Annotated in this window: 26 protein-coding genes; 23 read left to right on the top strand and 3 right to left on the bottom strand. The window is 36.1% G+C overall.

Annotated elements, in window-relative coordinates:
• Window positions 1–55 precede the first annotated feature (55 nt).
• From GJE18_RS05695 to GJE18_RS05600, 20 genes are all read left to right on the top strand, one after another.
• On the top strand, window positions 56–1,117 hold the full coding sequence (locus tag GJE18_RS05695) for a M24 family metallopeptidase (RefSeq protein WP_107368858.1): 1,062 nt from the start codon (window positions 56–58) through the stop codon (window positions 1,115–1,117).
• Window positions 1,118–1,145: 28 nt separating this feature from the next.
• Window positions 1,146–1,703 carry an elongation factor P gene (efp, locus tag GJE18_RS05690; protein WP_037567705.1) on the top strand — a complete coding sequence of 186 codons (558 nt, stop codon included), beginning with the start codon at window positions 1,146–1,148 and terminating at the stop codon, window positions 1,701–1,703.
• Between the two features lie 271 nt (window positions 1,704–1,974).
• Entirely contained in the window at window positions 1,975–2,430 is a 456-nt protein-coding gene (accB, locus tag GJE18_RS05685; protein WP_107368857.1) for an acetyl-CoA carboxylase biotin carboxyl carrier protein, read from the top strand.
• Between the two features lies 1 nt (window position 2,431).
• On the top strand, window positions 2,432–3,787 hold the full coding sequence (gene accC, locus GJE18_RS05680) for an acetyl-CoA carboxylase biotin carboxylase subunit (RefSeq protein ID WP_037567707.1): 1,356 nt from the start codon (window positions 2,432–2,434) through the stop codon (window positions 3,785–3,787).
• A gap of 21 nt (window positions 3,788–3,808) precedes the next feature.
• Window positions 3,809–4,186, top strand: a complete 378-nt coding sequence (locus GJE18_RS05675) for an Asp23/Gls24 family envelope stress response protein (RefSeq protein WP_037567708.1) — start codon at window positions 3,809–3,811, stop codon at window positions 4,184–4,186.
• An 18-nt stretch (window positions 4,187–4,204) separates the two neighbouring features.
• On the top strand, window positions 4,205–4,597 hold the full coding sequence (gene nusB, locus GJE18_RS05670; RefSeq protein ID WP_060551115.1) for a transcription antitermination factor NusB: 393 nt from the start codon (window positions 4,205–4,207) through the stop codon (window positions 4,595–4,597).
• Window positions 4,598–4,605: 8 nt separating this feature from the next.
• Window positions 4,606–5,952: an exodeoxyribonuclease VII large subunit gene (xseA, locus tag GJE18_RS05665; protein WP_107368856.1), complete on the top strand. Its 1,347-nt coding sequence runs from the start codon at window positions 4,606–4,608 to the stop codon at window positions 5,950–5,952.
• Window positions 5,936–6,160, top strand: a complete 225-nt coding sequence (locus GJE18_RS05660; RefSeq protein ID WP_060551113.1) for an exodeoxyribonuclease VII small subunit — start codon at window positions 5,936–5,938, stop codon at window positions 6,158–6,160. Before xseA ends, GJE18_RS05660 begins: the two co-directional genes overlap by 17 nt.
• Entirely contained in the window at window positions 6,141–7,022 is an 882-nt protein-coding gene (locus GJE18_RS05655) for a polyprenyl synthetase family protein (RefSeq protein WP_107396912.1), read from the top strand. The genes GJE18_RS05660 and GJE18_RS05655 overlap by 20 nt, the downstream gene beginning before the upstream one ends.
• Before the next feature lie 35 nt (window positions 7,023–7,057).
• Window positions 7,058–8,947, top strand: coding sequence for a 1-deoxy-D-xylulose-5-phosphate synthase (gene dxs, locus GJE18_RS05650; RefSeq protein ID WP_107368855.1), 1,890 nt, complete (start codon window positions 7,058–7,060; stop codon window positions 8,945–8,947).
• Window positions 8,948–9,208: 261 nt separating this feature from the next.
• Window positions 9,209–9,661 carry a transcriptional regulator AhrC/ArgR gene (ahrC, locus tag GJE18_RS05645; protein ID WP_060551110.1) on the top strand — a complete coding sequence of 151 codons (453 nt, stop codon included), beginning with the start codon at window positions 9,209–9,211 and terminating at the stop codon, window positions 9,659–9,661.
• Window positions 9,662–9,673: 12 nt separating this feature from the next.
• On the top strand, window positions 9,674–11,347 hold the full coding sequence (gene recN / locus GJE18_RS05640; RefSeq protein WP_165886097.1) for a DNA repair protein RecN: 1,674 nt from the start codon (window positions 9,674–9,676) through the stop codon (window positions 11,345–11,347).
• Between the two features lie 15 nt (window positions 11,348–11,362).
• The gene (locus tag GJE18_RS05635) at window positions 11,363–12,265 is read left to right on the top strand and encodes a phosphate acyltransferase (RefSeq protein WP_082624725.1); all 903 of its coding nucleotides are present in this window, start codon (window positions 11,363–11,365) and stop codon (window positions 12,263–12,265) included.
• A gap of 52 nt (window positions 12,266–12,317) precedes the next feature.
• A complete protein-coding gene (gene buk, locus GJE18_RS05630) occupies window positions 12,318–13,376 on the top strand; it encodes a butyrate kinase (protein WP_037567720.1) in 1,059 nt (352 codons plus the stop codon).
• 12 nt (window positions 13,377–13,388) lie between these two features.
• On the top strand, window positions 13,389–14,807 hold the full coding sequence (gene lpdA, locus GJE18_RS05625; RefSeq protein ID WP_107368854.1) for a dihydrolipoyl dehydrogenase: 1,419 nt from the start codon (window positions 13,389–13,391) through the stop codon (window positions 14,805–14,807).
• A gap of 23 nt (window positions 14,808–14,830) precedes the next feature.
• Window positions 14,831–15,829 (top strand): thiamine pyrophosphate-dependent dehydrogenase E1 component subunit alpha, encoded by a 999-nt coding sequence (locus GJE18_RS05620; RefSeq protein WP_037567724.1) that lies wholly within the window; start codon window positions 14,831–14,833, stop codon window positions 15,827–15,829.
• Window positions 15,822–16,805 carry an alpha-ketoacid dehydrogenase subunit beta gene (locus tag GJE18_RS05615; protein ID WP_060551106.1) on the top strand — a complete coding sequence of 328 codons (984 nt, stop codon included), beginning with the start codon at window positions 15,822–15,824 and terminating at the stop codon, window positions 16,803–16,805. Before GJE18_RS05620 ends, GJE18_RS05615 begins: the two co-directional genes overlap by 8 nt.
• A gap of 11 nt (window positions 16,806–16,816) precedes the next feature.
• The gene (locus GJE18_RS05610) at window positions 16,817–18,097 is read left to right on the top strand and encodes a dihydrolipoamide acetyltransferase family protein (RefSeq protein WP_107368853.1); all 1,281 of its coding nucleotides are present in this window, start codon (window positions 16,817–16,819) and stop codon (window positions 18,095–18,097) included.
• 76 nt (window positions 18,098–18,173) lie between these two features.
• A complete protein-coding gene (gene brxB / locus GJE18_RS05605; RefSeq protein ID WP_037567731.1) occupies window positions 18,174–18,611 on the top strand; it encodes a bacilliredoxin BrxB in 438 nt (145 codons plus the stop codon).
• Between the two features lie 11 nt (window positions 18,612–18,622).
• Window positions 18,623–19,600: an aromatic acid exporter family protein gene (locus tag GJE18_RS05600; protein WP_037567733.1), complete on the top strand. Its 978-nt coding sequence runs from the start codon at window positions 18,623–18,625 to the stop codon at window positions 19,598–19,600.
• 49 nt (window positions 19,601–19,649) lie between these two features.
• On the opposite strand, the gene prli42 is transcribed toward GJE18_RS05600, so the two are convergent.
• A complete protein-coding gene (gene prli42, locus GJE18_RS12255) occupies window positions 19,650–19,751 on the bottom strand; it encodes a stressosome-associated protein Prli42 (RefSeq protein WP_156407407.1) in 102 nt (33 codons plus the stop codon).
• 170 nt (window positions 19,752–19,921) lie between these two features.
• Between prli42 and GJE18_RS05590 the strand changes: the two genes are divergently transcribed.
• Both GJE18_RS05590 and gndA read left to right on the top strand, forming a co-directional pair.
• On the top strand, window positions 19,922–21,034 hold the full coding sequence (locus tag GJE18_RS05590; protein WP_060551103.1) for a M20/M25/M40 family metallo-hydrolase: 1,113 nt from the start codon (window positions 19,922–19,924) through the stop codon (window positions 21,032–21,034).
• A 76-nt stretch (window positions 21,035–21,110) separates the two neighbouring features.
• Window positions 21,111–22,514: an NADP-dependent phosphogluconate dehydrogenase gene (gene gndA, locus GJE18_RS05585; RefSeq protein ID WP_060551102.1), complete on the top strand. Its 1,404-nt coding sequence runs from the start codon at window positions 21,111–21,113 to the stop codon at window positions 22,512–22,514.
• 47 nt (window positions 22,515–22,561) lie between these two features.
• Here gndA and GJE18_RS05580 read toward each other — a convergent pair whose 3' ends face one another.
• Both GJE18_RS05580 and zwf read right to left on the bottom strand, forming a co-directional pair.
• A complete protein-coding gene (locus GJE18_RS05580) occupies window positions 22,562–23,419 on the bottom strand; it encodes an AraC family transcriptional regulator (protein ID WP_103346070.1) in 858 nt (285 codons plus the stop codon).
• 102 nt (window positions 23,420–23,521) lie between these two features.
• Entirely contained in the window at window positions 23,522–25,006 is a 1,485-nt protein-coding gene (gene zwf / locus GJE18_RS05575; RefSeq protein ID WP_060551100.1) for a glucose-6-phosphate dehydrogenase, read from the bottom strand.
• Window positions 25,007–25,166: 160 nt separating this feature from the next.
• On the opposite strand from zwf, the gene rnz reads away from it, so the two are divergent.
• Complete coding sequence (gene rnz / locus GJE18_RS05570; protein ID WP_107368852.1) at window positions 25,167–26,084, top strand: ribonuclease Z; 918 nt, start codon at window positions 25,167–25,169, stop codon at window positions 26,082–26,084.
• The last annotated feature ends 3 nt before the right edge of the window (window positions 26,085–26,087 follow it).

The raw sequence follows: 26,087 nt of genomic DNA, 5'->3' as shown, positions 1-26,087 counted from the left end.
ATTTATTTTAAGGTATCATAGAAGTAATCACAAATAAATAAGGGGGATTTCCAGTATGGAGAATAGAATTTCTAAAATAAAAGCAGTTATGAAAAAGAAACAGCTTGATGGTATTATCGTACTATCTGATTTAAACAGACGTTATCTTTCTGGTTTTAAAGGTACTAGTGGCGCACTTCTTATCACTCATGATCAGAATTTACTCATCACTGACTTTAGATATATCGAACAAGCCACAAAACAAGCACCTCAATTTAAAATCATTCAGCATACAAAACCATTATACGAAGAACTGCTTTACCAAATTGACAAAGCAAATTTATCTCATGTTGGTTTTGAAAGTCACCTTGTATCATATGACACTTTTTTAACATTAGATAAAGGTAAGCATGATCTGATTTCATTGGATGATGAAATTGAGTTGATTCGAATGGTTAAAGATGAATCCGAAATTAAAGCAATTGATAAAGCAGCTCAAATAGTAGATGAAGCCTATCAATACATATTAAAAATTGTAGAACCAGGTATGACTGAAATCGACGTCAAAGCTCATTTAGAAAGTAAAATGTTACATTTAGGTTCTGAAAAAACGTCATTTGATACCATTGTTGCTTCAGGTTATCGAGGTGCATTACCTCATGGACTTGCTTCCAATAAAGTCATTGAACGAGGTGATATGGTTACATTAGACTTTGGGGCTTATTATGACGGCTACGCTTCAGATATTACACGTACGTTTGCAGTAGGTGAACCAAGTGCCCAAATGAAAGAAATTTATGAAATTGTGCTTGAGAGCCAAATGACAGCTGTCAATCAAATTAGACCTGGATTAACTGGAAAAGAAGTGGATTCAATCGCTCGAAATATAATAGAGGCAGCGGGTTACGGCAAACATTTTGGACACTCATTAGGTCATGGTGTCGGCCTTAACGTACATGAGTATCCAAATGTATCGCCAAAATCTGACACAGTGTTAGAACCCAACCATGTCGTTACAATTGAACCCGGTATTTATGTAGAAGGATTGGGTGGCGTAAGAATAGAAGATGATATATTAATTACAGAAAATGGAAGCAGACGCTTTACTAATTGTACAAAAGACCTTATTATTTTATAAGAAGAGTGATACTTGAGGAGGAAATTTCATGATTTCAGTAAATGATTTCAAAACAGGTTTAACAATTTCAGTTGATAATGGCATTTGGAAAGTCATTGAATTTCAACACGTTAAACCAGGTAAAGGTTCAGCATTTGTAAGATCAAAATTACGAAACTTACGTACAGGTGCGATTCAAGAAAAAACATTCCGCGCAGGTGAAAAAGTTGAACCTGCTATGATCGAAAACCGTCGTATGCAATATTTATATGCTGACGGTGACAATCACGTATTCATGGACAATGAATCTTTTGAACAAACTGAATTAACAACAGATTACTTAGAATACGAATTAAAATTCCTAAAAGCAAACATGGACGTTCACATCCAAACTTATGAAGGTGAAACAATTGGTGTAGAACTACCTAAAACAGTTGAGCTTGAAGTAACTGAAACAGAACCAGGTATCAAAGGTGATACAGCTACGGGTGCGACTAAATCCGCTACTGTAGAAACAGGCTATACATTAAACGTTCCTCTATTTGTTAATGAGGGTGATACATTAGTTATTAATACAACTGATGGAAGTTATGTATCAAGAGCGTAATTATTCTTGTGCATGTGTATACGTTGACTCACCTTTTTCAAGGCTAAAAGCGCGTATGAAATACATGAATCAATAATAATAAAATGAATAAGACAAGATGTGATTTAAAATTTTCATTTTATTTCTTGTCCAAATAAGACATACAGGGGCTAGGACACAAGATGTCCCAGCCTTTTTATCTGTAGCTCACATTGGGTATTTGCTTGAATTGGTCAATATCCTCAAGTAAAATAGTAAGATAGAAATAATTCAATCATAAGGGAGAAACATTATGAATTTTAAAGAGATTAAAGAGTTAATTGAAATCTTAGATTGCTCTAATTTAACTGAAATTAATATTGAAGATAAAGGTACAATCGTTAATTTAAAGAAAGAGAAAGAAGTGGTAACACAACAGGTTGCACATGTTTCTCAGACACCAGTAGTTGCACCGGCTCAAGAAGCGTCAGCACCATCTGCACCAACAAATAACGAAGCGCCTCAAACAGATAACCTACAAACAATTACAGCACCGATGGTAGGTACATTTTATAAATCACCTTCTCCAGAAGAAAATCCATATGTACAAGTAGGGGACCAAGTTTCAGCAAATACAACAGTATGTATTTTAGAAGCAATGAAATTATTTAATGAAATTCAAGCAGAAGTTACAGGGGAAATCGTAGAAATTCTTGTTGAAGATGGACAAATGGTTGAGTATGGCCAAGCATTATTTAAGGTGAAATAATATGAAGAAAATTTTAATTGCGAACCGTGGTGAGATTGCTGTACGAATTATTCGTGCATGCCACGAACTGGGGATTCAAACAGTAGCGATTTATTCAGAAGGCGATAAAGATGCATTACATACTCAATTAGCCGATGAAGCCTATTGTGTTGGTCCTAAACAATCTAAAGACTCTTATTTAAATATTCCTAACATCTTATCAATAGCAACGTCTACAGGATGTGATGCCATTCACCCTGGTTACGGATTTCTAGCTGAAAACGGGGACTTTGCAGAATTATGTGAAGCAGTACAATTAAAATTCATTGGACCTAGCTATAAGTCTATCCAAAAAATGGGTATTAAAGACATCGCTAAGGAAGAAATGAAGCGTGCAAATGTACCTGTAGTACCTGGTAGTGATGGGTTAGTAGAAAGTATTGATAGTGCAGTTGCTACTGCTAAATCCATTGGTTACCCTGTCATCATTAAAGCAACAGCTGGTGGTGGCGGTAAAGGAATTCGTATAGCTCGTAATGAGGAAGAACTTATTAATGGCTATAAAATGACGCAACAAGAAGCGGAAACAGCATTTGGTAATGGCGGTTTATACTTAGAAAAATTCATTGAAAACTTCCGACATATTGAAATTCAAATCATGGGTGATGAACATGGTAATGTGATACATTTAGGTGAACGAGATTGTACGATTCAACGTCGAATGCAAAAATTAGTTGAAGAGGCACCTTCTCCTATCTTGTCAGAAGCAATGCGTAAAGAAATGGGAGACGCAGCCGTAAGAGCCGCTAAGGCAGTAGAGTATTACAATGCAGGGACAATAGAATTCATTTATGATTTAGATGAAGATAAATTCTATTTTATGGAGATGAACACACGCATTCAAGTTGAGCACCCTGTAACAGAAATGGTCACTGGAGTAGACTTAGTAAAATTACAAATTAAAGTTGCCATGGGTGAAACGTTACCTTATAAACAAGAAGATATAAACATCAATGGGCACGCAATTGAATTTCGAATTAATGCAGAAAATCCTTATAAAAATTTCATGCCATCTCCTGGTAAAATATCTCAATATTTAACACCTGGTGGCTACGGCGTACGTATTGAATCTGCATGTTACACGAATTATATGATTCCACCTTATTATGATTCAATGGTAGCGAAATTAATTGTACATCAACCGACACGCGACGAAGCAATTATGTCAGGGTTACGCGCTCTCAATGAATTTGTAGTAATGGGTATCGATACAACCATTCCATTCCATATTCGACTACTAAGCCATCCTGTATTCAGAGAAGGATTTTTCAGCACTAAGTTTTTAGAGATTTATGATATTATGAACGACGAAGCATAATCATTATGGAGGCGATAGCGTATGGCTAAATCAGTTGAAAACTTTAACCCAAATCTTGGAACTGTAGAAATAGTACCCGAAGTTATTTCAGTCATTGCCAGTATTGCAGTATCTGAAGTTGATGGCGTTCGAGGCATGTTTACTGATGTTCGAAACCAAACATTGGAAAGATTAGGACGTAAAAACTTAAGTAAAGGTGTAAAAGTAGAAATTATAGATAATGAAATTTATCTTAATGTGTATTGCTCACTCAAATATGGTACTAAAATTTCACAAACTGCTTTAAAAATTCAAGAAGCTATCCATAGTGCAATCAAAAACATGACTGCCTTAACCCCTAAACAAATCAATGTCCATATCACTCATCTTGAAATGAGCGATAATGGACCGCACAAATGATGAAATGGAGAAGATGAAATGAGTAGAAAGCTAGCAAGAAGTCAAGCTTTTCAAACATTATTCCAATTAGAAACAAAAAATTCAGAACTTACGATTGATGAGGCCATTCGTTTTATTAAAGAAGATGATCCTGACCTAGATTTCGACTTTATCCATTGGCTCGTTTCAGGTGTAAAAGATCACGAATCAGTTCTAGACGAAACAATATCACCTCACCTCAAAGGTTGGACGATTCCTAGATTATTAAAAACAGACCGTATCATTTTAAGAATGGCTACTTTCGAAATCATCCATAGCGACACACCTAAGAAAGTCATCATGAATGAAGCAATTGAACTTGCTAAACAATATAGTGATGATGATCACTACCGTTTTATTAACGGTGTTTTAAGTAATATAAATAAAGATTGAGTGATACTATGACAACATACTTAACCGTCTCTGCATTGACTAAATATATTAAATATAAATTTGATAAAGACCCACATTTACAGTCTGTATTGATTAAAGGCGAAGTTTCAAACTTTAAAAGACATAGTAGTGGTCATTTATACTTTGCAATTAAAGATGAAAATAGCTTAATTAATGCAATGATGTTCAAAGCACAAGCAGCCAAACTTGATTTTTCGCCTAAAGAAGGCGACCAAGTTCTTGTAGAAGCGCGCGTGTCTGTATATGAACAACGTGGGAGTTACCAAATATATGTCAACAAAATGCAATTAGACGGCATCGGCAATCTTTATCAAAAATTCGAGCAATTAAAAATTAAATTGGCAAAAGAAGGGTATTTTAATGAAGAACACAAAAAACCAATCCCCAAATACCCTTCTCGTATTGCCATTTTAACTGCACAAACGGGTGCTGCAATACGCGATATTCAAAATACGCTCACGAATCGATATCCATTAGCTGAACAAGTTAAAATAAGTACGCTTGTTCAAGGTTCAGCAGCGAAAGATGACATTATTGAAAAACTAAAGTATGCAGATTCACTTAATGTCGACACCATTATTATCGGTCGTGGCGGTGGCTCTATTGAGGATTTGTGGAACTTTAATGAAGAAGAGGTCGTTAAAGCCATCTATCATTGTCAAACACCAATTATTTCGGCTGTTGGACATGAAACAGATACCACATTAAGTGATTTTGTTGCAGATGTCCGAGCAGCAACACCAACACAAGCAGCTATGATTGCTTCACCAGATCAACATGAGTTACTTCAAACTATTTTACAAAGTCGCATTTTTATGACGCGATTTATGAAACAGTACTTGAAACATGCAAAGCAATATTTAGCACAATATGCTTCATATTATAAATTCAAACAACCGACACTTTTATATGAACAGCACATTCAAAAGCGAGATGAATTAGAACGTCATTTACATGATGCTATCAAACACCGCTTTATGGTTGAACGCCAAAATTTAACGATGATGCAACAACGGTTTCATCTTAAACATTTTCATCAATACGTTATCGCCCAACAAAATGCCACGAAGCAAATACAATTGCAACTTTCTAAACTCATGACAGCAACTTTAAAAAATAAAGAACAACAATTGATACAACGTGTTGAGAGACTAAATACATTAAGTCCGACACAAACGATGTTACGTGGGTACTCAATCGTAAAAAAGGATAACGACATTATTACGAGTCACAGGCAACTGAGTAAAGGTGAGTCTGTTGAAATTTTGATGAAAGACGGTAGCGTCGAGGCAATAATAGAAAAGGTAAGGTGTCAAAATGACGACAAAAAATAAAAATTTTGAAGAAATGATGAAAGAACTTGAATCTATTGTCAATAAATTGGACAACGATCAGATTTCTTTAGAAGAAAGTATGGATTTATACCAAAAAGGTATGGCTCTGTCTAAGTCCTGTGAAGAAACATTAAAAGAAGCAGAAACAAAAGTTTCAAAAATGATGGAAAATGAGGCAGATTCTAATGATGAATCCGATACTGAATAACATTCTAGAAACGTTTAACACATATTTAAATACAAGTATTCCAAAATCAAAAATGGAAACCTCCTTAGAAGAAAGTATGCGCTATTCATTAGAAGCGGGTGGCAAACGTATTCGGCCATTATTGTTGCTTGCTACATTAGATATGTTAAGTGAAGAAGGCTATCAAAAAGGCATGTCTTCTGCGCTTGCGTTAGAGATGATTCATACGTATTCTTTAATCCATGATGACTTACCTGCAATGGACAACGATGATTATCGACGTGGCAAACCTACGAATCATAAAGTGTACGGTGAATGGATGGCTATCTTGGCAGGTGATGCATTATTAACAAAAGCATTTGAATTAATAGCGACTCAAAACGACCTTAAACCAAACATTCAAATTCAACTCATTCAATCTTTAGCACAAGCAAGTGGTCACTTAGGTATGGTGGGGGGCCAAACACTTGATATGCAAAGTGAAAGTCAGCAGTTGACGTTGTCTCAAATTCAAACTATTCATGAACATAAAACAGGAGCGCTCATTCATTTTGCTATCGTAGCAGCGACAATCATCGCTGAAGCACCACCTCGTATTACACAATTATTATCTGATTTTGCTAAGCAATTAGGGGTTATCTTTCAAATCAAAGACGATTTGCTTGATGTGTATGGCGATCAAGAAAAGTTAGGTAAACCTGTCGGAAGTGATATACTTAATGATAAAAGTACCTATGTAACGCTTCTAGGTAAAACAGAAGCTGAACACCAACTCAACTCCCATATTCAACAAGCCGAAGACATTCTCAATACATTAGCCTCTGAATATGATGTGAGTCATTTAAACGAACTATTAAAACTATTTTACCAACGTCAAAATTAAAGGTGTTGGTCATACATTAATCTAGGGTGATATAAATGGATGTACGTGAAATTAAAGATCCCTCATTTTTAAAAAATATGAGTGTTAAAGAATTAGAAGCACTAAGTGAAGACGTTCGTCAATTTTTAATTCAAACTTGTGCCAAAACTGGCGGTCATATCGGTGCCAATTTAGGTGTTGTTGAGTTAACAATTGCGCTTCACAAGCATTATAACAGCCCAGAGGATAAAATCTTATGGGATGTTGGACATCAAAGTTATATACATAAAATATTAACAGGCAGAGGGCATCAATTTGATACCCTTCGTCAGTACAAAGGACTTTGTGGTTTTCCTAAATTAAGAGAATCAGCACATGACGTATGGGAAGCAGGTCATAGCTCTACTTCTTTATCTGCTGCAATGGGAATGGCGAAAGCACGTGACATTTTAAAACAAAATCATCATGTAATTCCAGTTATCGGCGATGGTGCATTGACGGGTGGTATGGCGTTAGAAGCCTTAAATAACATAGGTCATGATCGCACCAATATGACGATCATTTTAAATGATAATGAAATGAGTATTGCGCCAAACGTGGGTGCAATGCATAACATGCTTGGACGCATTCGCATGAACCAAGGGTACAATAAACTTAAACTTGACGCTGAAGCGGTACTCAGCCGTTTACCTGGTGGTAGTAAAATTCGTGAATCTGCTGATCGCATTAAAGATAGCATCAAATATCTTGTTGTCGACGGTGCGTTTTTTGAAGAGTTAGGCATTCGTTATATTGGTCCTGTTGATGGTCACAACTTTGATGAACTTGAGAATGCGTTACAAACAGCAGACTCTATAAATAAGCCTGTTCTTGTCCATGTTGTAACGAAAAAAGGAAAAGGCTATCACCCTGCGGAAAATGATAAAATTGGTACGTGGCATGGATTGGGGCCTTACAAACTTGAAACTGGTGAACAAATTAAAGGGCAACCACTCGGACCATCTTGGAGTCAGTTTATAAGCGATGAAATTCTATCATATGCTAAAAAAGATAAGCGCGTCGTTGCAATCACACCAGCTATGCCTGTAGGGTCAAAGCTCACGCGCTTTCAATCTGAGTTACCTGAACAATTTTTCGATGTAGGTATTGCTGAACAACATGCGGTTACAATGGCTGCTGGACTGGCTATTGAAGGCTTTAAACCTTATGTTGCAATCTATTCAACGTTTTTACAACGTTCATACGATCAAGTATTGCACGATGTAGATCGTCAAAATTTAAATGTCATTTTTGGTATTGACCGCTCTGGATTAGTGGGTGCAGATGGAGAAACGCACCAAGGCGTTTTTGATGTTGGATTTTTATCACAGTTTCCTAACATGACGATCAGCATGCCTAAAGATGAGAATGAAGCACGTCATATCGTTCATACCGCTATGCAACATCAATCTGGCCCGTTTGCTATAAGGTATCCAAGAGGAAATGGCTATGGCGTAAGCTTATCTGATGACAAACAATTACTTAAAATTGGCTCATGGGAGTCTTTGCAACCAGGTGATGAGATTACGCTAATAAGTTACGGCCCAACGGTACACACTTTAATTGAAGCCGCTCAAATGCTTAAAGACAAAGGAATATCTGCACAAGTTATTAATGCACGATTTATTAAACCCATGGATTTAGACATGCTACATGACATTGGCGCAACGCAAAAGCCGGTGATTGTCGCAGAAGAAGGTATGTTAAACGGCGGCTTAGGTAGCCAAATTGCAACATTTCTTATAGAACATGGATATCATAATCCAATCAAACGTATTGGTATAGATGATGAATATATCGAACATGGAAATGTTGATCGAATCCTAGAAGATTTACATTTATCTTCAGAATCTATAGCTAAAATTGCTGAGGATATGCTAAACTTAAAGCATTCTAAAAGCTTATAAATATATTAACGAGCATCTAGGAGACATACTGACATTTTCATACTTGAATGTAATTCCAAATTTGTTACAGCCTTAAAATTCATCTTTTTTGTGAATTTTAAAGGCTTTTTTTATTGTAATTTTAGAAACTAAAAGAAAATATCACCATTTTATATACAATTAATGACGTTAAAGCTTCACTTATGAAATAGGTCATAACTAGGTTAATACATGATTGTATGGTAAAATCGATGTATAAATATTCGTTACGAGGTGTCCATTATGCCTAAAAAATCTGTTAGACATATTAAAATCAGAGAAATTATTTCAAATGAACAAATCGAAACACAAGATGAGTTAGTAAAACGTTTAAATGATTATGAGATGAATGTGACTCAAGCAACAGTATCTCGTGATATTAAAGAATTGCAATTAATCAAAGTACCTGCGCCTACAGGTCAATATATATATAGCCTTCCTAATGACAGAAGATATCATCCGCTCGAAAAATTGGGTCGCTATCTTATGGATTCATTTGTAAAAATTGATGGTACAGACAATTTATTAGTACTTAAAACGCTACCAGGCAATGCACAATCTATAGGCGCTATTTTAGATCAAATCGATTGGGAAGAAGTATTAGGTACGATATGTGGTGATGATACTTGTCTCATTATTTGCCGTACGCATGCAGATGCTGAAGAAATTAAATCACGTATTTTTAATATGTTATAAGGAAGAGATGATATGTTACAAAGTCTTTCAATTAAACAATTCGCTATTATCGATGCGCTCGAAATTCAATTTGGTGATGGTTTAACGGTTTTAAGTGGAGAAACAGGCGCGGGAAAATCAATCATTATTGATGCGATTGGACAATTAATTGGTATGCGTGCGTCTTCAGATTTTGTACGTCATGGTGAGAAAAAAGCTATTATCGAAGGTATCTTTGACGTCGACAACGCGAAAGAGGCACATCATGTCCTAGAAGAGATTGGTATTGATTTATCCGAGGACTTTTTAATTGTTAAGCGTGAAATATTTAATTCTGGCAAGAGTATGTGCCGAATTAATAATACGACCGTAACGCTACAAGATTTAAGAAAAGTCATGCAGCAATTATTAGACATTCATGGCCAACATGAAACACAGTCACTTTTAAAACAAAAATATCATATTGAACTTTTAGACCGCTATGCTGAAGGCTCTTATGACGATGCTTTACGTCAATATGAAACAACCTACACGCATCATAAGGAGAAAACAAAAGAGCTTGAAGCTTTGGAAACAGCAGATCAGGCTTTATTACAACGTTTGGATCTCATGAAATTCCAATACGAAGAACTTAAGGACGCCAATTTACAAGAAGATGAGATGGAACAACTCGAAGCAGATATTAAGCGCATTCAAAACTCTGAAAACTTAAATCACGTTCTAAATGCTGCATACACAACGTTAACGGATGAATATGCTATTACGGATCGTTTGTATGAACTGAGTACGCAACTCCAAACAATCGATCAAATTTTACCTAATACGTATCTTAAATTGAAAGAAGATGTCGATCAATTTTATTACACGTTAGAAGACGCTAAACACCAACTATATGATGAAATTAATCAAACAGACTTTGATGAGCATTATTTAAACGAATTAGAGTCACGTATGAATCTTTTAAATAATTTGAAACGCAAATATGGTAAAGATATACCTGAACTTATTTCTTATCAAAGCAAAATTGAGGATGAAATCAACAAAATAGAAAATTATGAAGAAAGTACTTCACAGTTAAGAAGTGAAATTGCGGAACTCGCCGAACAACTCCAAGTTGATGGGCAAGTTTTATCAAAAGAACGACGTAAAGTAGCACGTACACTCCGTGATCATATTGTTGACGAAATACAAAACTTACAAATGAAAGATGCCAATTTGGAAATTGCCTTCACACGTTATGAGACACCACAACAAGATGGCCTAGAACGTGTAGAATTTCTGATTAGCCCTAATAAAGGGGAACCCCTAAAAAGCTTAAACAAGATAGCGAGTGGTGGTGAGCTCTCACGCATCATGCTCGCACTTAAAAGTATTTTTGTAAATGCAAGAGGGCAAACAGCCATTCTATTTGATGAAGTTGATTCCGGTGTATCGGGTCAAGCAGCTCAAAAAATGGCTGAAAAAATGAAACAAATCGCATCGGTGATTCAGGTCATTTGTATTTCACATTTACCCCAAGTCGCTTCTATGAGTGATCATCACTTGTACATATCTAAACACGAAAAAGATGACAGAACTACTACACACGTTAAAGAACTACAAGATGATGAACGTATCGAAGAGGTGGCAAGAATGATTTCTGGCGCAACCGTGACTGAACTCACATTGAAAAACGCTAAAGAAATGATTGAACAAAATCAACGCTAAAAGGGGTGTATGACATTGTCATTTTCAACATTATTTCAAAATACACACGCTCTAGAAGGAAATATAGCACTTGTTAATGCAGTGAATGAGTCATCCATTCAAGTGATTCATGATGTGCTCACACAAACCAATGCTACATTCACACTTTATAATGACCAAGATGTTTCGGAATTAATACGTTCATTTGAGCTACCAGCACCAATGTTAAAACGCATCCATATTCATACATTTGACGATGAACATAGCGCACTTTCCGCATGTTTAACTGACTTAGATGCACAGCGTGTTGATATTCTGATGAAAGGGCTCATACCGACGAGTCAAATTTTATCTGCGGTACTCAAACATTTGCGTCATACCCAGGGTGAAAATTATTTTTTAAATCATATCGCATGCTGTGATATACCGGCATACCATAAATTGTTGTTCATTTCAGATGTCGCTTTAAATATTCACCCATCACTAGAAGAACATCAAAAAATCATTCACAATATTAAACAATTCACTCACAAACTGGGATATACCGATTTAAAAGTGGCATTATTATCATCAGTTGAAAAACCATCAGAGAAAATCCCTTCATCTGTACACGCTGATCAATTGAAACAATATTATGCAAATACGAATGAAATAGAAGGTGTAGTTGTTGATGGTCCTTTTGCATTAGATAATGCAATTGATAAACAAAGCGCCTTGCTAAAAGGGATCACTTCTCCTGTTGCAGGTGATGCGGATGTTATTATAGTTCCTCAACTAGACGTGGGAAATGCATTATATAAATCTTTAACCTATTTTGGACACGCAAAAGTTGCAAGTTTAATGATTGGTACGCCATATCCTATCGTTTTAACGTCTAGAGCGGATTCAGTGACCAATAAAACACTATCTGTATTACTTGCTTTAAAAACATTAGCGTGACCTGGATCTTTCAAGTCACATATAAGTTAGCAATCAAGAGAGGAAGGATACTATGGTCCGCATATTAGTTCTTAATTTAGGGAGTACATCAAGTAAATTAGCCATTTACGACGATACAAAAATGTCGTACAGCACAACTGTTGTCCATGATGATGCACTGACACGTTTGGATTTATTAAAACAAAAAGCCCCTCGTCAAATGGCTATAAAACAATGGCTTTCAAAAATCAATGTCCCATCGTCAACACTGGATGCCATTGCTTGTAGGGGTGGTTTATTAAAACCAATTGTAGGTGGCACATATACTGTGAACCGCGCATTATATGATGATTTAAAATCCTTTCAATATGGCATACATGCCTCAAATTTAAGTGGCATTATAGGTTATGAGATGGCTACACACTTAAACATTCCAGTATTCACTTCTGATCCCGTCGTAGTGGATGAATTTATTGATGAAGTTCGAATGACTGGTATACCAGGTATTCAAAGAAAAAGTATTTTTCATGCGTTAAATCATAAAGCTACTGCGCGTCAATTTGCTAAGGACGTTCAACAACGTTACGAAGATTTAAATTTGATTGTCATACATATGGGGGGAGGCGTCAGTGTTGCTGCGCATGAAAAAGGGTTAGTGATAGATGTCAATGAAGCACTTTATGGTGAAGGACCAATGGCTTTAAATCGTTCTGGTTCCATCCCAAATGATGCGCTCATCGAATATCAGCATGCACATCAATATGATATTCAACAAATGAAACGTTTATTCTCAGCTCAAACTGGCTTACAAGCTCATGTCGGTTCAAGTGATTTTAAATGGATTATGGAACGTTATCATCACGATACACATATTCATGGCGTCGTCGATGCCTTTAGCGTTCAAATTGCTAAAGCTATTGGCGAACGTGCTGCACTATTAAAAGGGAATGTGGACCAAATCGTGTTTACAGGTGGAATGAGTCACAGTACTTTATTCATCGATTTACTCAAACCTTATATCGAATGGATAGCACCAGTATCTGTCTATCCAGGTGAATTCGAAATGCAAGCTTTAGCTGAAAATGCGTATCAAGCATTAGGTGAACACATACCCGTGAAGACTTACAGTTAGGAGAATCATACAATGACAAAAGAAAAATACGATTTAGTTGTATTAGGTGGAGGTATTGCTGGTTATTCAGCAGCAATTCGTGCGAGTCAGCTCGGTAAATCCGTTGCTTTAGTAGAAAAAGACAAAGTTGGAGGGACATGTTTACATCGTGGATGTATCCCTACAAAATCATTTTTAAAGTCAGCTGAAGTATACCAATACATACAACATGCTGATCAGTATGGGCTCTCTGTTGAAGGCGCATCTGTCAACTTTCAAAGTGTTTTAGAACGCAAATCACGAATCGTAGAAACGATGTACAATGGTGTCCAACATCTTGTAAAACAAAATAAAATTGATTTATTTCAAGGCACGGGTCGTTTATTAGGTGCTTCTATATTTACACCACAAAGTGGAACTGTATCTGTGGAGTATGACGACGGCGAATCTGAACTTTTACCCAATGACTACGTGTTAATTGCAACAGGTTCTAAACCCATTGAATTACCAATGCTTCCATTTAACCACCGTGTCATTTTAAGTAGTGATGATATGATGCAATTATCAACATTACCAAAACGTATGGCGATTCTCGGTGGTGGTGTGATTGGCTTAGAATTTGCAAGCCTGTTGAATTCATTTGGTGTCGAGGTAACAATTATTGAAGCTGGTGAACGTATTTTAATCAATGAACCAGCGTCAGTCAGTCGCCAATTGAAGCAACATCTCTCTAAAGAAGGCATTCACATTTTAGAAAATACCGCTGTAACAGAAGAAGCTGTGACAATTACTGAACATGATGTAACGTTTGAGCTAGACGATACTTTAACAGTAGATAAGGTACTTGTAGCTGTTGGTCGTCAAGCACTAACTGATGATTTAGGACTTAATAATACGAAAGTCGCTTTATCTAACAAAAAGACAATACAAACTGATGCATTTATGCAAACAGCTGATCAACATATTTATGCAGCTGGCGATGTTATCGGTCAACTTCAACTTGCACATGTAGGTGCTAAAGAAGGGGTAATTGCAGTTGAACACATGTTCAATGAAAATCCTCTTGCTATAGATTATAACTTGATGCCACGTTGTGTATACACACGCCCAGAGGTCGCTTCATTAGGAATGACCGTAGACGTAGCTAAAAAGCAAGGATATACTACGCATGTTGTGAAAGCACCGTTTAAAGCGAATGGTAAAGCATTGATCGCATCTCAACAAGATCCTGATGGGTTTGCAGAACTCGTGTTTGATAAAGAAACACAAACATTTCTAGGTGCTGCACTGATAGGACCTAATGTCACAGAGCTTATTAATGAGCTTTCGCTGTTAAGTTTTATGGATGGATCCGCGTTAGAACTTGGTAGTGCGACACATGCACATCCATCGATATCAGAATTATTAATGGAACTCGGTTTAAAAGCTGAAAATCAATCAATTCACATCTAGTAACCTTTGAGGAGGAGAAGGCAATGAAAGATTATAGAGAAGCCAATCTCACAATAGAAGATTTAAAAAATATGTATAGCGCTATGGATTTAGGACGAAAATTAGATGAACGCATGTGGTTGTTGAATCGTGCAGGTAAAATTCCTTTTGTCATTAGTTGTCAAGGACAAGAAGCTACACAAATTGGTGCTGCCTATGCCTTACAAAAAGGCGATTTTAGTGCACCATATTATCGCGACCTTGCATTTGTAACGCATCTTGGAATGACACCGCTTGAAACGATGAATTCAGCTTTTGGTAAACGTGATGATATCAGTTCTGGTGGTAAACAAATGCCTTCACATTTTAGTAAAAAAGAAGTCGGCATCATGTCTCAAGGTTCCTCTGTAGCCACACAAGTATTACATGCTGTAGGTGCTGCGTTATCACTTAAAATGGATGGTAAACCAAATATTGCATTAACATCTTTAGGTGAAGGCAGTTCGAATCAGGGCGATTTTCATGAAGGACTAAATTTTGCTGGAGTGCATAAACTCCCTTTTATCTGTCTGATTGAAAATAATAAGTATGCTATTTCCGTATCAAAAGATTTACAATATGGTGCTGAAAAGTTATCCGATCGTGCTAAAGGATATGGCATGTTCGGTGAAACTGTAGATGGTAACGATCCTATTGCAGTCTATCATGCCATTAAAACAGCGCGTGACCGTGGTGTTAACGGTGAAGGCAGTACATTAATCGAGGCGATGTGTACACGCCTCACTGCACATTCATCTGATGATGATGATCGTTACCGTACAGATGATGAAAAATCTTATAATAAAGAACATGATTGTAATGTTCAGTTTAAAAAATATTTAATCGATGAAGTTCACATAGATGCGACTTGGTTTGAAGAAATAGAAAAAGAGAATAAACAACGTGTACACGAAGCAACGAAAGAAGCTGAAGCATCACCTTACCCTGATCCTTCAGAGACATATACACATGTTTATGACCAGGAGGGTGAAAAAAATGCCTAAATTAACTTATTTAGAAGCGATTAAAAACGCTTTAGATTTAGCGTTGGAAAAAGATGATCAAACATTTATTTTAGGTGAAGATGTTGGAAAAAAAGGTGGCGTTTTTGGCGTTACTGCAGGTCTTCAAGATAAATATGGTTTGTACCGTGTATTAGATACACCTTTAGCTGAATCTAATATCGTAGGTTCTGCTATTGGGGCCGCAATGGTGGGTAAAAGACCAATTGCTGAAATTCAATTTGCAGAATACATTCTCCCAGCAACCAATCAAATTATGAGTGAAGCAGCTAAAATGCGTTATCGTTCCAACAATGATTGGCATGTGCCACTAACAATTCGTGCACCATTTGGTGGAGGCATTCACGGTGCGTTGTATCACTCACAAAGTATTGAAAGTGTCTTTGCTTCAACACCAGGATTAACGGTGGTTATTCCATCGTCACCTTATGATGCTAAAGGCTTATTATTATCAGCGATTCAATCTAATGACCCTGTATTATTTTTCGAACATAAAAAAGCATATCGTTTATTAAAAGAAGAAGTACCTGAAGATTACTATACAGTGCCATTATATAAAGCTGATGTGAAACGTGAAGGTAGTGATATTACTGTATTTACGTATGGTTTAGCAGTCAATTATTCACTTCAAGCGGCTGACCTTTTAGCTGAAGAAGGCATTGACGTAGAAGTTGTGGACTTAAGAACAGTATATCCACTAGATCAAGAGACGATTATTGAGCGTGCGAAAAAGACAGGCAAATGTTTACTCATTACAGAAGATAATAAAGAGGGAAGTGTCATGTCAGAAGTTTCAGCCATTATTGCTGAAAATTGCCTATTTGACTTAGATGCACCGATTATGCGCCTCGCTGGTCCTGATGTCCCTGCGATGCCATTTGCACCACCATTAGAAGATGAATTTATGATTAATCCTGAAAAAATTAAAAATAAAATGCGTGAACTCGCAACATTTTAAGGAGGGCCATTATGGAAATTAAAATGCCTAAATTAGGTGAAAGTGTCCATGAAGGAACGATTGAACAGTGGTTAGTACAAGTAGGGGATACGGTTGAAGAATATGATCCGTTATGTGAAGTGATCACTGATAAAGTTACAGCAGAAGTGCCTTCCTCATATGCGGGTAAAATCACTAAAATTAATGTGGAAGCAGGCGAAACAATTTCAATAGGAACTGTGATTTGTGAAATGGCAGTTGAGGGTAATGATACAGCTCAAGAAAATACAGCTCATTCTAAAGAGCAAACGCCGACCCAAACTGAACCATCGTCATCAACTAACCAAGGTCATTCTGCATCCGAAAACCAACCTAAAAATAATGGTCGCTACTCACCTGTAGTATTTAAAATCGCATCACAGCATCATGTTAATTTAGAAGATGTTCCGGGTACAGGGTTTGAAGGGCGCGTTACAAAAAAAGATATTGAAGCATATATAGCTTCAGGTGAAAGTCAAACAACGTCATCACTAAAAGCAACAATCACTGAATCAAACTCTCAAGCAACATCTGTGAGTCAAAGTTCAGCAAAATCTCAAACATCATCAGATGTTCACGCATCTGTAATTCCTGTTAAAGGTGTGCGCAAACAAATTGCGAATAAGATGGTGCAAAGTGTTCAAGAAATCCCTCACGCTTGGATGAAAATGGAAGTTGATGCGACTGAATTAACAAAAACACGTAATCATTACAAAGCTTCATTCAAAGCAAAAGAAGGTTATAATTTGACGTTCTTCGCCTTTTTCGTCAAAGCTGTGGCTGAGGCTTTACATGAATATCCTATGTTAAACAGTTCTTGGCAAAACGATGAGATTCACGTGCATAAAGATATCAACTTATCCATAGCTGTTGCGGTGGAAGATAAATTATTTGTTCCAGTTATCAAAAATGCTGATGAAAAGTCGATAAAAGGTATCGCGAAAGAAATTGCTACACTTGCTAAAAAAGCGCGTCAAAATCAATTGACGAATGAAGATATGCAAGGGGGCACGTTTACGGTTAATAATACGGGAAGCTTCGGTTCAGTGAGTTCAATGGGAATCATTAACCATCCTCAAGCTGCCATTTTACAAGTTGAGTCAATCGTTAAACGTCCAGTAGTTATCAATGATATGATTGCCATCCGCGATATGGTCAACTTATGTTTATCAATTGATCACCGCATACTCGACGGATTGCAAGCTGGTCAATTTTTAAATGAAGTAAAATCTCGTATAGAACGTTATACACTTGAACATACACAAATTTATTAATGTGTAATGTAAATGGATTGATTGAATTGACGTTTGGCCTTTAGTACAATGAAGGTATCTTAGGAGGTATGGTCATATGGATTTAAATTTTGATTTATATATGAACGATGTAGTGAATCAAGCGCGTAAAGATATGGATAATGCAGGGTATGAACAATTGACTACTGAAGAAGAAGTAGACAGTGTATTTAAAAAAGAAGGTACAACATTAGTTATGATTAACTCAGTCTGTGGTTGTGCAGGAGGCATTGCGCGTCCAGCCGCATCACACGCATTACATTATGATGCATTACCCGATCGTCTTGTTACTGTATTTGCAGGTCAAGACAAAGAAGCGACACAACGTGCTAGAGATTATTTTGAAGGCTATGCACCATCAAGTCCATCCTTCGCATTAATGAAAGATGGGAAAATCACTGAGATGATTGAACGCCATCAAATTGAAGGTCATGACGTTATGGATGTTATTACGCAATTACAAAGATTATTTGATAAATATTGCGAAGAAAAGTAAGGAGCCGTTTAATGATACGTTTAAATCCCTATCGAATTGGATTTAGAACGATTAAAACAGCGGTGGGAATGGCACTAGGCGTTATTATTGCTAAGCTATTAGGTTTAGATAATTATGCATCTAGTGCTATTTTAGTTGTGTTATGTATTAAAGATACTAAAATACACTCCGTACATGCCATCGTATCACGTTTTGTATCATGTTTAATCGCAATTGGGTTTGGGGCACTTATTTTCCCATTACTTGGTCAACATGCACTTGTACTAGGTCTTATCGTCTTATTATTTATACCACTCACAGTTGTTATTAACATGCAAGAAGGTGTCGTAACAAGTATCGTCATCTTATTACATTTTTTTAATGCAAAACACATAAATCTAGATTTAGTCATCAATGAAATCTTGCTGATTATAATTGGCTTGACTATTGCATTTTTAATGAATGCCATTATGCCAAGCTTGGATAAAGATTTAAAGAAGTATAAGCATGATATAGAGACTCAAATTAGAGATATCTTTTATCAGTTTAGCAATGCCTGCGCAACACATAATAACCAGCTTAAAATCACATTTCAACCGCTCAATCTTTCTATTCAAAAAGCGAAATCAATTGCCTTTAGAGATGTTAAAAATCATTTTGTGCGTAATGAAAATAGTTACTATCATTATTTTGATATGAGAGAAAATCAAGTTGAGATTTTAAAACGCATGTATCATCATATCCATCATATCGATGCGGATGATCCTATTTCTCAACGCGTTGCTGAAGTTTTTAAAGAAATGGCTGAAAATGTTAATGAAAATAATTATACAGCCCAACGCTTGCATATGGTTTATCAAGTGAGGCTAGAGATTGATCAAGAGCCTCTACCGACATCGCATGAAGCATTACACACACGTGCAAGTATGATACAAATGTTGTATGATACAGAAGAATATTTAACAATTAAATCTAAATTTGGCAATTTAAAAATGCATCACGAAGTATAAATTCAAAAGACCTTTACGCTACATTGATTACGTAAAGGTCTTTTGTTCATTACATATTTAAAATAGGTGCTACACCCGTCAAAATTAAAGAAATCACGATTGCGATCAGCATTACCATAAGCAATACTTTTCTTACTTTTTCATTTAACACAATTGACGCCTCCAAATTAATTCGTAGTTTAATATTCGTATTGAAAATTATACCATTGTCATTTTGAACATCTCAACATTATTTTTATTACAAATTATCGTCAAACAATCAATTTGCAATGTATTTCAAATACTATAAAATGAAGTAAAGTGCACTAAGGAGGGGATTTTTTGATTAATCAACAACGCTTAATACAAACTTTTTTAGAACTTGTTCAGATTGATTCTGAAACGGGCCATGAAGGTCGAATCCAACCAATTTTAAAGAAAAAATTCGAAGCATTAGGACTTGAAGTTAAAGAAGATAATGCCAAAGCTCTGACAAATTTCGGTGCAAACAATTTAATTTGTACACTAAAAGCTACTGAAAACAACCGCGATAAAATTTATTTTACTGCACATATGGACACGGTTGAACCTGGACAAAATGTGAAACCTATCATCAAAGAAGACGGCTATATTTATTCTGATGGTACAACAGTTCTAGGTGCAGATGATAAAGCTGGATTGGCAGTTATTTTAGAAGTATTAGAGGTCATCCGTACACACCAACTGCCACATGGTCAAATTCAATTTGTCATTACAGTAGGTGAGGAATCTGGTTTAGTCGGCGCTAAAGCTTTAGATGCCTCACTGTTAGATTCAGAGTACGGCTTTGCGTTAGACGCCGCCGTACCTGTTGGAGATATCACGATAGGTGCACCATATCAAATGAAAATGCATGCTGAAATTCATGGTAAAAAAGCACACGCTAGTACGCCAAAAAAAGGAATTAGTGCAATCAACATTGCAGCTAAAGCGATTAGTCAAATGAAACTTGGACAAATTGACGAAGAGACGACAGCTAACATTGGCTCTTTTAATGGTGGCGGTCCAACGAATGTTGTCACGGATTTAGTACATATTTGGGCTGAAGCACGTTCACATGATGAAGCAAAAATTAATGCTCAGACAGCGCACATGAAAGAAACTTTTATCAACGTGGCTAAACACTATCATGCGCAAGCTCAAGTAGAATCTGAAATATCTTATCCAGGATTTAAAATTGAAGAAACGGAAAAAGTGTATCAAATTGCTAAAGAAGCATCATTAGCTTTAGGATTTGAAGCACATACATCCATCGGTGGTGGTGGCTCAGATGGTAGTATCATTAACCAATTTGGGATTCCAACTGTAATTTTAGGCGTAGGGTATGAATTTATTCATACGACTGAAGAGCGAATTTCTAAACAATCATTATACGATTTAGCACGTTACGTAATGAAAATTATTGAAAACGCTTAATAAAAGCGGTTGCGTGTTTATACGTTAATAATATGGTACAATGAGTGCGTAATTTATATTAAGAGAGGTAATAATAATGACACAACAAATAGGTGTAGTAGGATTAGCGGTAATGGGTAAAAACCTAGCATGGAATATTGAATCTAGAGGCTATACAGTATCTGTTTATAACCGTTCATCTGAAAAAACAGACATCATGGTCGCAGAATCTGAAGGTAAAAACATTGTTCCGACATATTCATTAGAAGAATTTGTGAACTCTTTAGAAAAACCACGTAAAATTTTACTTATGGTAAAAGCCGGAGCGGCTACGGATAAAACAATTGAAAGTCTTTTACCTTTATTAGATAACGACGATATTTTAATTGATGGTGGTAATACAAATTATTTAGATACAATGCGTCGTAATCAAGCACTCGCTCAAAGTGGTGTTAACTTTATCGGTACGGGCGTATCTGGCGGTGAAGTAGGTGCATTAACAGGTCCTTCTATGATGCCGGGTGGTCAACGCGATGCGTACGATAAAGTTGCAGATATTTTTGAAGCCATTGCTGCAAAAGCACAAGATGGTACGCCATGTGTCACGTACATTGGGCCGAATGGTGCTGGTCATTATGTAAAAATGGTTCATAATGGGATTGAATATGCCGATATGCAATTAATTGCTGAAAGTTACTTTATGATGAAAGAGCTTTTAGGCATGTCTCACGAAGAAATTTCTGAAACTTTCAAATCATGGAATACGGGTGAATTAGAAAGTTATTTAATTGAAATTACTGGTGATATCTTCACAAAACTTGATGAAGCTGGAGAACCATTAGTTGAAAAAATAATGGATAAAGCAGGTCAAAAAGGAACTGGTAAATGGACATCAATTAACGCTTTAGAACTAGGTGCGCCGTTAACCATTATTACTGAATCTGTTTTTGCGCGTTTTATCTCATCTTTAAAAACACAACGCGTCCATGCTGCTCAATTTTTAAATGGTCCTAAAGCTTCATTTGATGGTGATAAAGATGCATTTTTAGAACAAATTCGTCGTGCGCTGTATATGAGTAAAATTTGTTGCTATGCACAAGGTTTTGATCAAATGAAAGCAGCAAGTGAAGAAAATGAATGGCATTTACAATTAGGTGAACTTGCAATGATTTGGAGAGAAGGTTGTATTATTAGAGCACAATTCCTTCAAAAAATTAAAGATGCCTATGATAAAGATAGTGAATTACAAAATCTATTGTTAGATGATTATTTCAAATCTATCGTTAATGATTATCAAGATGCATTACGTGAAGTTGTTGCTACTGGTGTTAAAAATGGCATTGCCATCCCAGGTTTTGCATCTAGTATTAACTACTTTGACAGTTATCGTACAGCAGATTTACCTGCTAACTTAATTCAAGCACAACGCGATTACTTTGGTGCGCACACTTATGAACGTAAAGACAAAGCAGGCGTTTTCCATACACAATGGACTGAATAATATCAGAAATAAAAAACACAAGGTCAAAATCATACGACCTTGTGTTTTTATATGTCATCATTCAGAAGCGGTATACCCAATTGTATTTTAGTTAATGCATGGTCGAATGAAAAATCAAATGGATAGACTTCTAAATAAAGCGTGTCTTTTTCATAAGGCATTGAAAACTGCAATGTCGTCTCAATATAATGCCAAGCATCTGTCACTGCATAATCCATTTCACCTTGCAAATTAAACATCGCATATTGACGTCGATCCAAATAGCGATATTCTAAATGTGATGGCATCCGTTCACTAGGCACACCAACAAACAATTCGAGTCCATGCTCTAAAGGACATCTCACAACAAATAAATCATGTGGCCCGCAATCATTATATTTAATTAAATCGTCAATACGCCCATCAGCTTTTAAATCTTCTAGAAAATCAGGTACGTTAAAAGGACTTTCAATGTCTTGGCTAGGGATGAACCGAGAATAGCCAACCATACCAAAATCGCCAATATGTTCGTAACGAAAAGGTGGTGCGGGTTTCGTTGTTGTTGTTAGCTTTAAATAAATTTGAGGTTGCATATTGAGCTGATCAGATTTAGTTTTAACTTGAAGCGGTGAAACACCATGATAATCACTAAAATCATGTGCAAAAGCATTGACATCTGAATAGTGATATTTTTTTGCGATGTCAATTAATCGTGCATTACTTTGTTTTAATTCCTTTGCCGCTAATGTTAAACGTCTAGCTTTATAATAATCTTCTGGTGTTTGACCAGTAATCATTAGAAAAGATTGCGATAAGTGATAAGGTGACAGTTCAACGTAATCACTTAAATGTTGTAAATCATACGATTCATAAAGATGATCTTCAATATAAATAATCGCTTGTTGAATGTGTTTGATAACGTCCAAGAGGGGTCACTCCTAAATTACTTTAACGTAAAGCATTACTTAATGTTATATTATAAATCAAAAAGAGCTAAGTAGCATTAAAAACATACTTAGCTCTTATAGTTATTGAATGTCATCCCACCATTTTAAACCATCTCTACTCAAGAGGAGGTCACTTTCAAGTGGGCCATTTGTACCTGCTTTATAATTAGGGAATTCAGGTTCAAATTTAGACCATGCATCAGAAATTGAATCGACAAACTTCCATGTTGATTTCAATTCTTCCCAATGTGTAAAGTTCGTCGCATCACCATTTAACGCATCATACAATAGGTTTTCATAAGCATCTACGGTATTCATTTTATCTTGTGCACTCATTGCGTAAGATAATTGTACAGGCTCAGTTTCAATACCTTGGACATATTTCTTACCATTTAAATGAATAGAAACGCCTTCATTTGGTTGAATATTAATAACAAGAAGATTAGAATCTAAATGTTTATCTCTTTGATAATATAAATTCATTGGTACTTCTTTAAATTCAACGACGACTTGTATCGATTTACGCTTCATTCGCTTTCCTGTACGAATATAAAATGGAACGCCTGCCCATCTAAAATTATCTATAAGCACTTTACCAGAGACGAATGTTGGTGTAGACGAATCTGAAGCAACTTTATCTTCATCTCGATATGCTTTCACTTCTTGGCCATTAATTTGACCTGCGTCATATTGACCACGTACAAAGTGATGTCTCACATCTTCAGTTGGAAGTACACGTAAAGATTTCAATACCTTTACTTTCTCGGCGCGTATATCATCACTATGTAAGCTAATCGGTGGCTCCATCGCAAGTAAGGCAACCATTTGTAACATATGGTTTTGTACCATATCTTTAAGTGCACCACTCGATTCATAATAACCGCCACGGTCTTCAACACCTAAAATTTCAGAAGACGTGACTTGTATATTTGAAATGTATTTATTATTCCATAATGGCTCAAACATCGCATTACTAAAACGTAACACTTCAATATTTTGAACCATATCTTTACCTAAATAATGGTCAATACGGAAAATTTCTTCTTCTTTAAAAGAACGACGAATTTGTTGATTTAATTCTTCTGCTGATGTTAAATCACTGCCAAACGGTTTTTCAATAACTAAACGTTTAAAGCCTTTTGTACGCGTCAGACCAGAAGATTTTAAATAATCTGTAACCGTACCAAAAAATTGAGGTGCCATTGCTAAATAAAACAGGCGATTGCCTTCAAGAGAAAATTCTTGATCAAGTGTCTCACTTAATTGTAATAAATCAGCATAGCTTGCTTCATCATTTACATCATGAGGTTGATAGAAGATATGTTGCATAAATTTATCTAAATGTTTCGTATCTTGGACATGGGCTTGAATCGAAGCTTTCACTTGTGCTCTAAAATCATCATTAGTCAATTGACGTCGACCAATCCCAATAACCGCAATACGGTCGTCTAAGTTGTCTTGTTGAAATAAATGAAATAGGGATGGGAATAATTTACGGTGACTTAAATCACCCGTCGCCCCGAAGATAGTGATCAATGCTGGAATTTGCTTTTTTGACTTATTCAAGATTCAAAACCTCAATTCTTAATTTATATCATATTTGTTATTATAAAACATTCAACACATTTAGGTCATACAATCTGCATTATTTATATACATATTCTAATATTTTATGTCCCGCTTCAACACATTTTTATGATACTATAACGCTAAGGAGGCACACGCCATGGAAATTACGTTTTTTGGAACGAGTGCTGGGTTACCCACGAAAGAGCGTCATACACAATCCATTGCTTTATCACTGGAACCTTATGATACTGATATTTGGCTATTTGACGTAGGGGAAGCCACACAACATCAAATCTTACATCATTCAATTAAATTAGGAAAAGTGAGCCATATTTTTATTACACATATGCATGGGGATCACGTATTTGGTCTTCCTGGAGTGTTAACGAGTCGTTCTTTCCAAGGTGGAGAAGCGAAACCTTTAACAGTAGTGGGACCTTCTGGTATTAAAGATTTCATCGAAAATAATATGGCATTAACACATTCACATTTAAATTATCCCATACATATTATTGAACTCAATCAAGAAATCGATCTCACTTTCAATCAATTTCAAGTTAAAGCATATCCATTAAATCACGGTGTACCATGCTACGGATTCCGTATTGAAGCACCAAGTACGCCTGGCAAATTAGATGTAGATAAACTTAAAGCATTAGGGATTCAACCCGGACCTATATATCAACACATTAAAACACAAGACACATTTGAATATGAAGGCAACATTTATGACACGGCGCCATTTAAAGGTCCAGATAAACAAGGACCAGTGATAGGTATTTATGGAGATACGAAGCCTTGCGCAAATCAGATTAAAATTGCGCAAGATGCGGATGTAATTGTCCATGAATCTACATATATCGAAGGCGATAAAACACGCGCAAACAACTATCACCACAGTCATATTGAAGATGTGTTAAATCTTTTAAGTGAAGCGAACGTCAAACATGGATTGCTTACACATTTAAGTAATCGTTACACATTAGATGATATCATGGTCATAGAAAAACAACTTCAAGAACTACACCCTGTCTCTTTTCAATTTGTGAAAGATTATGACTCTTATTCTTTTTAATAC

The sequence above is a fragment of the Staphylococcus agnetis genome, from assembly GCF_011466855.1.
Lineage (GTDB): Bacteria > Bacillota > Bacilli > Staphylococcales > Staphylococcaceae > Staphylococcus > Staphylococcus agnetis.
The sequence above is the reverse complement of the archived record's forward strand: the minus strand, read 5'-3'. Positions and strand labels throughout refer to the sequence as shown.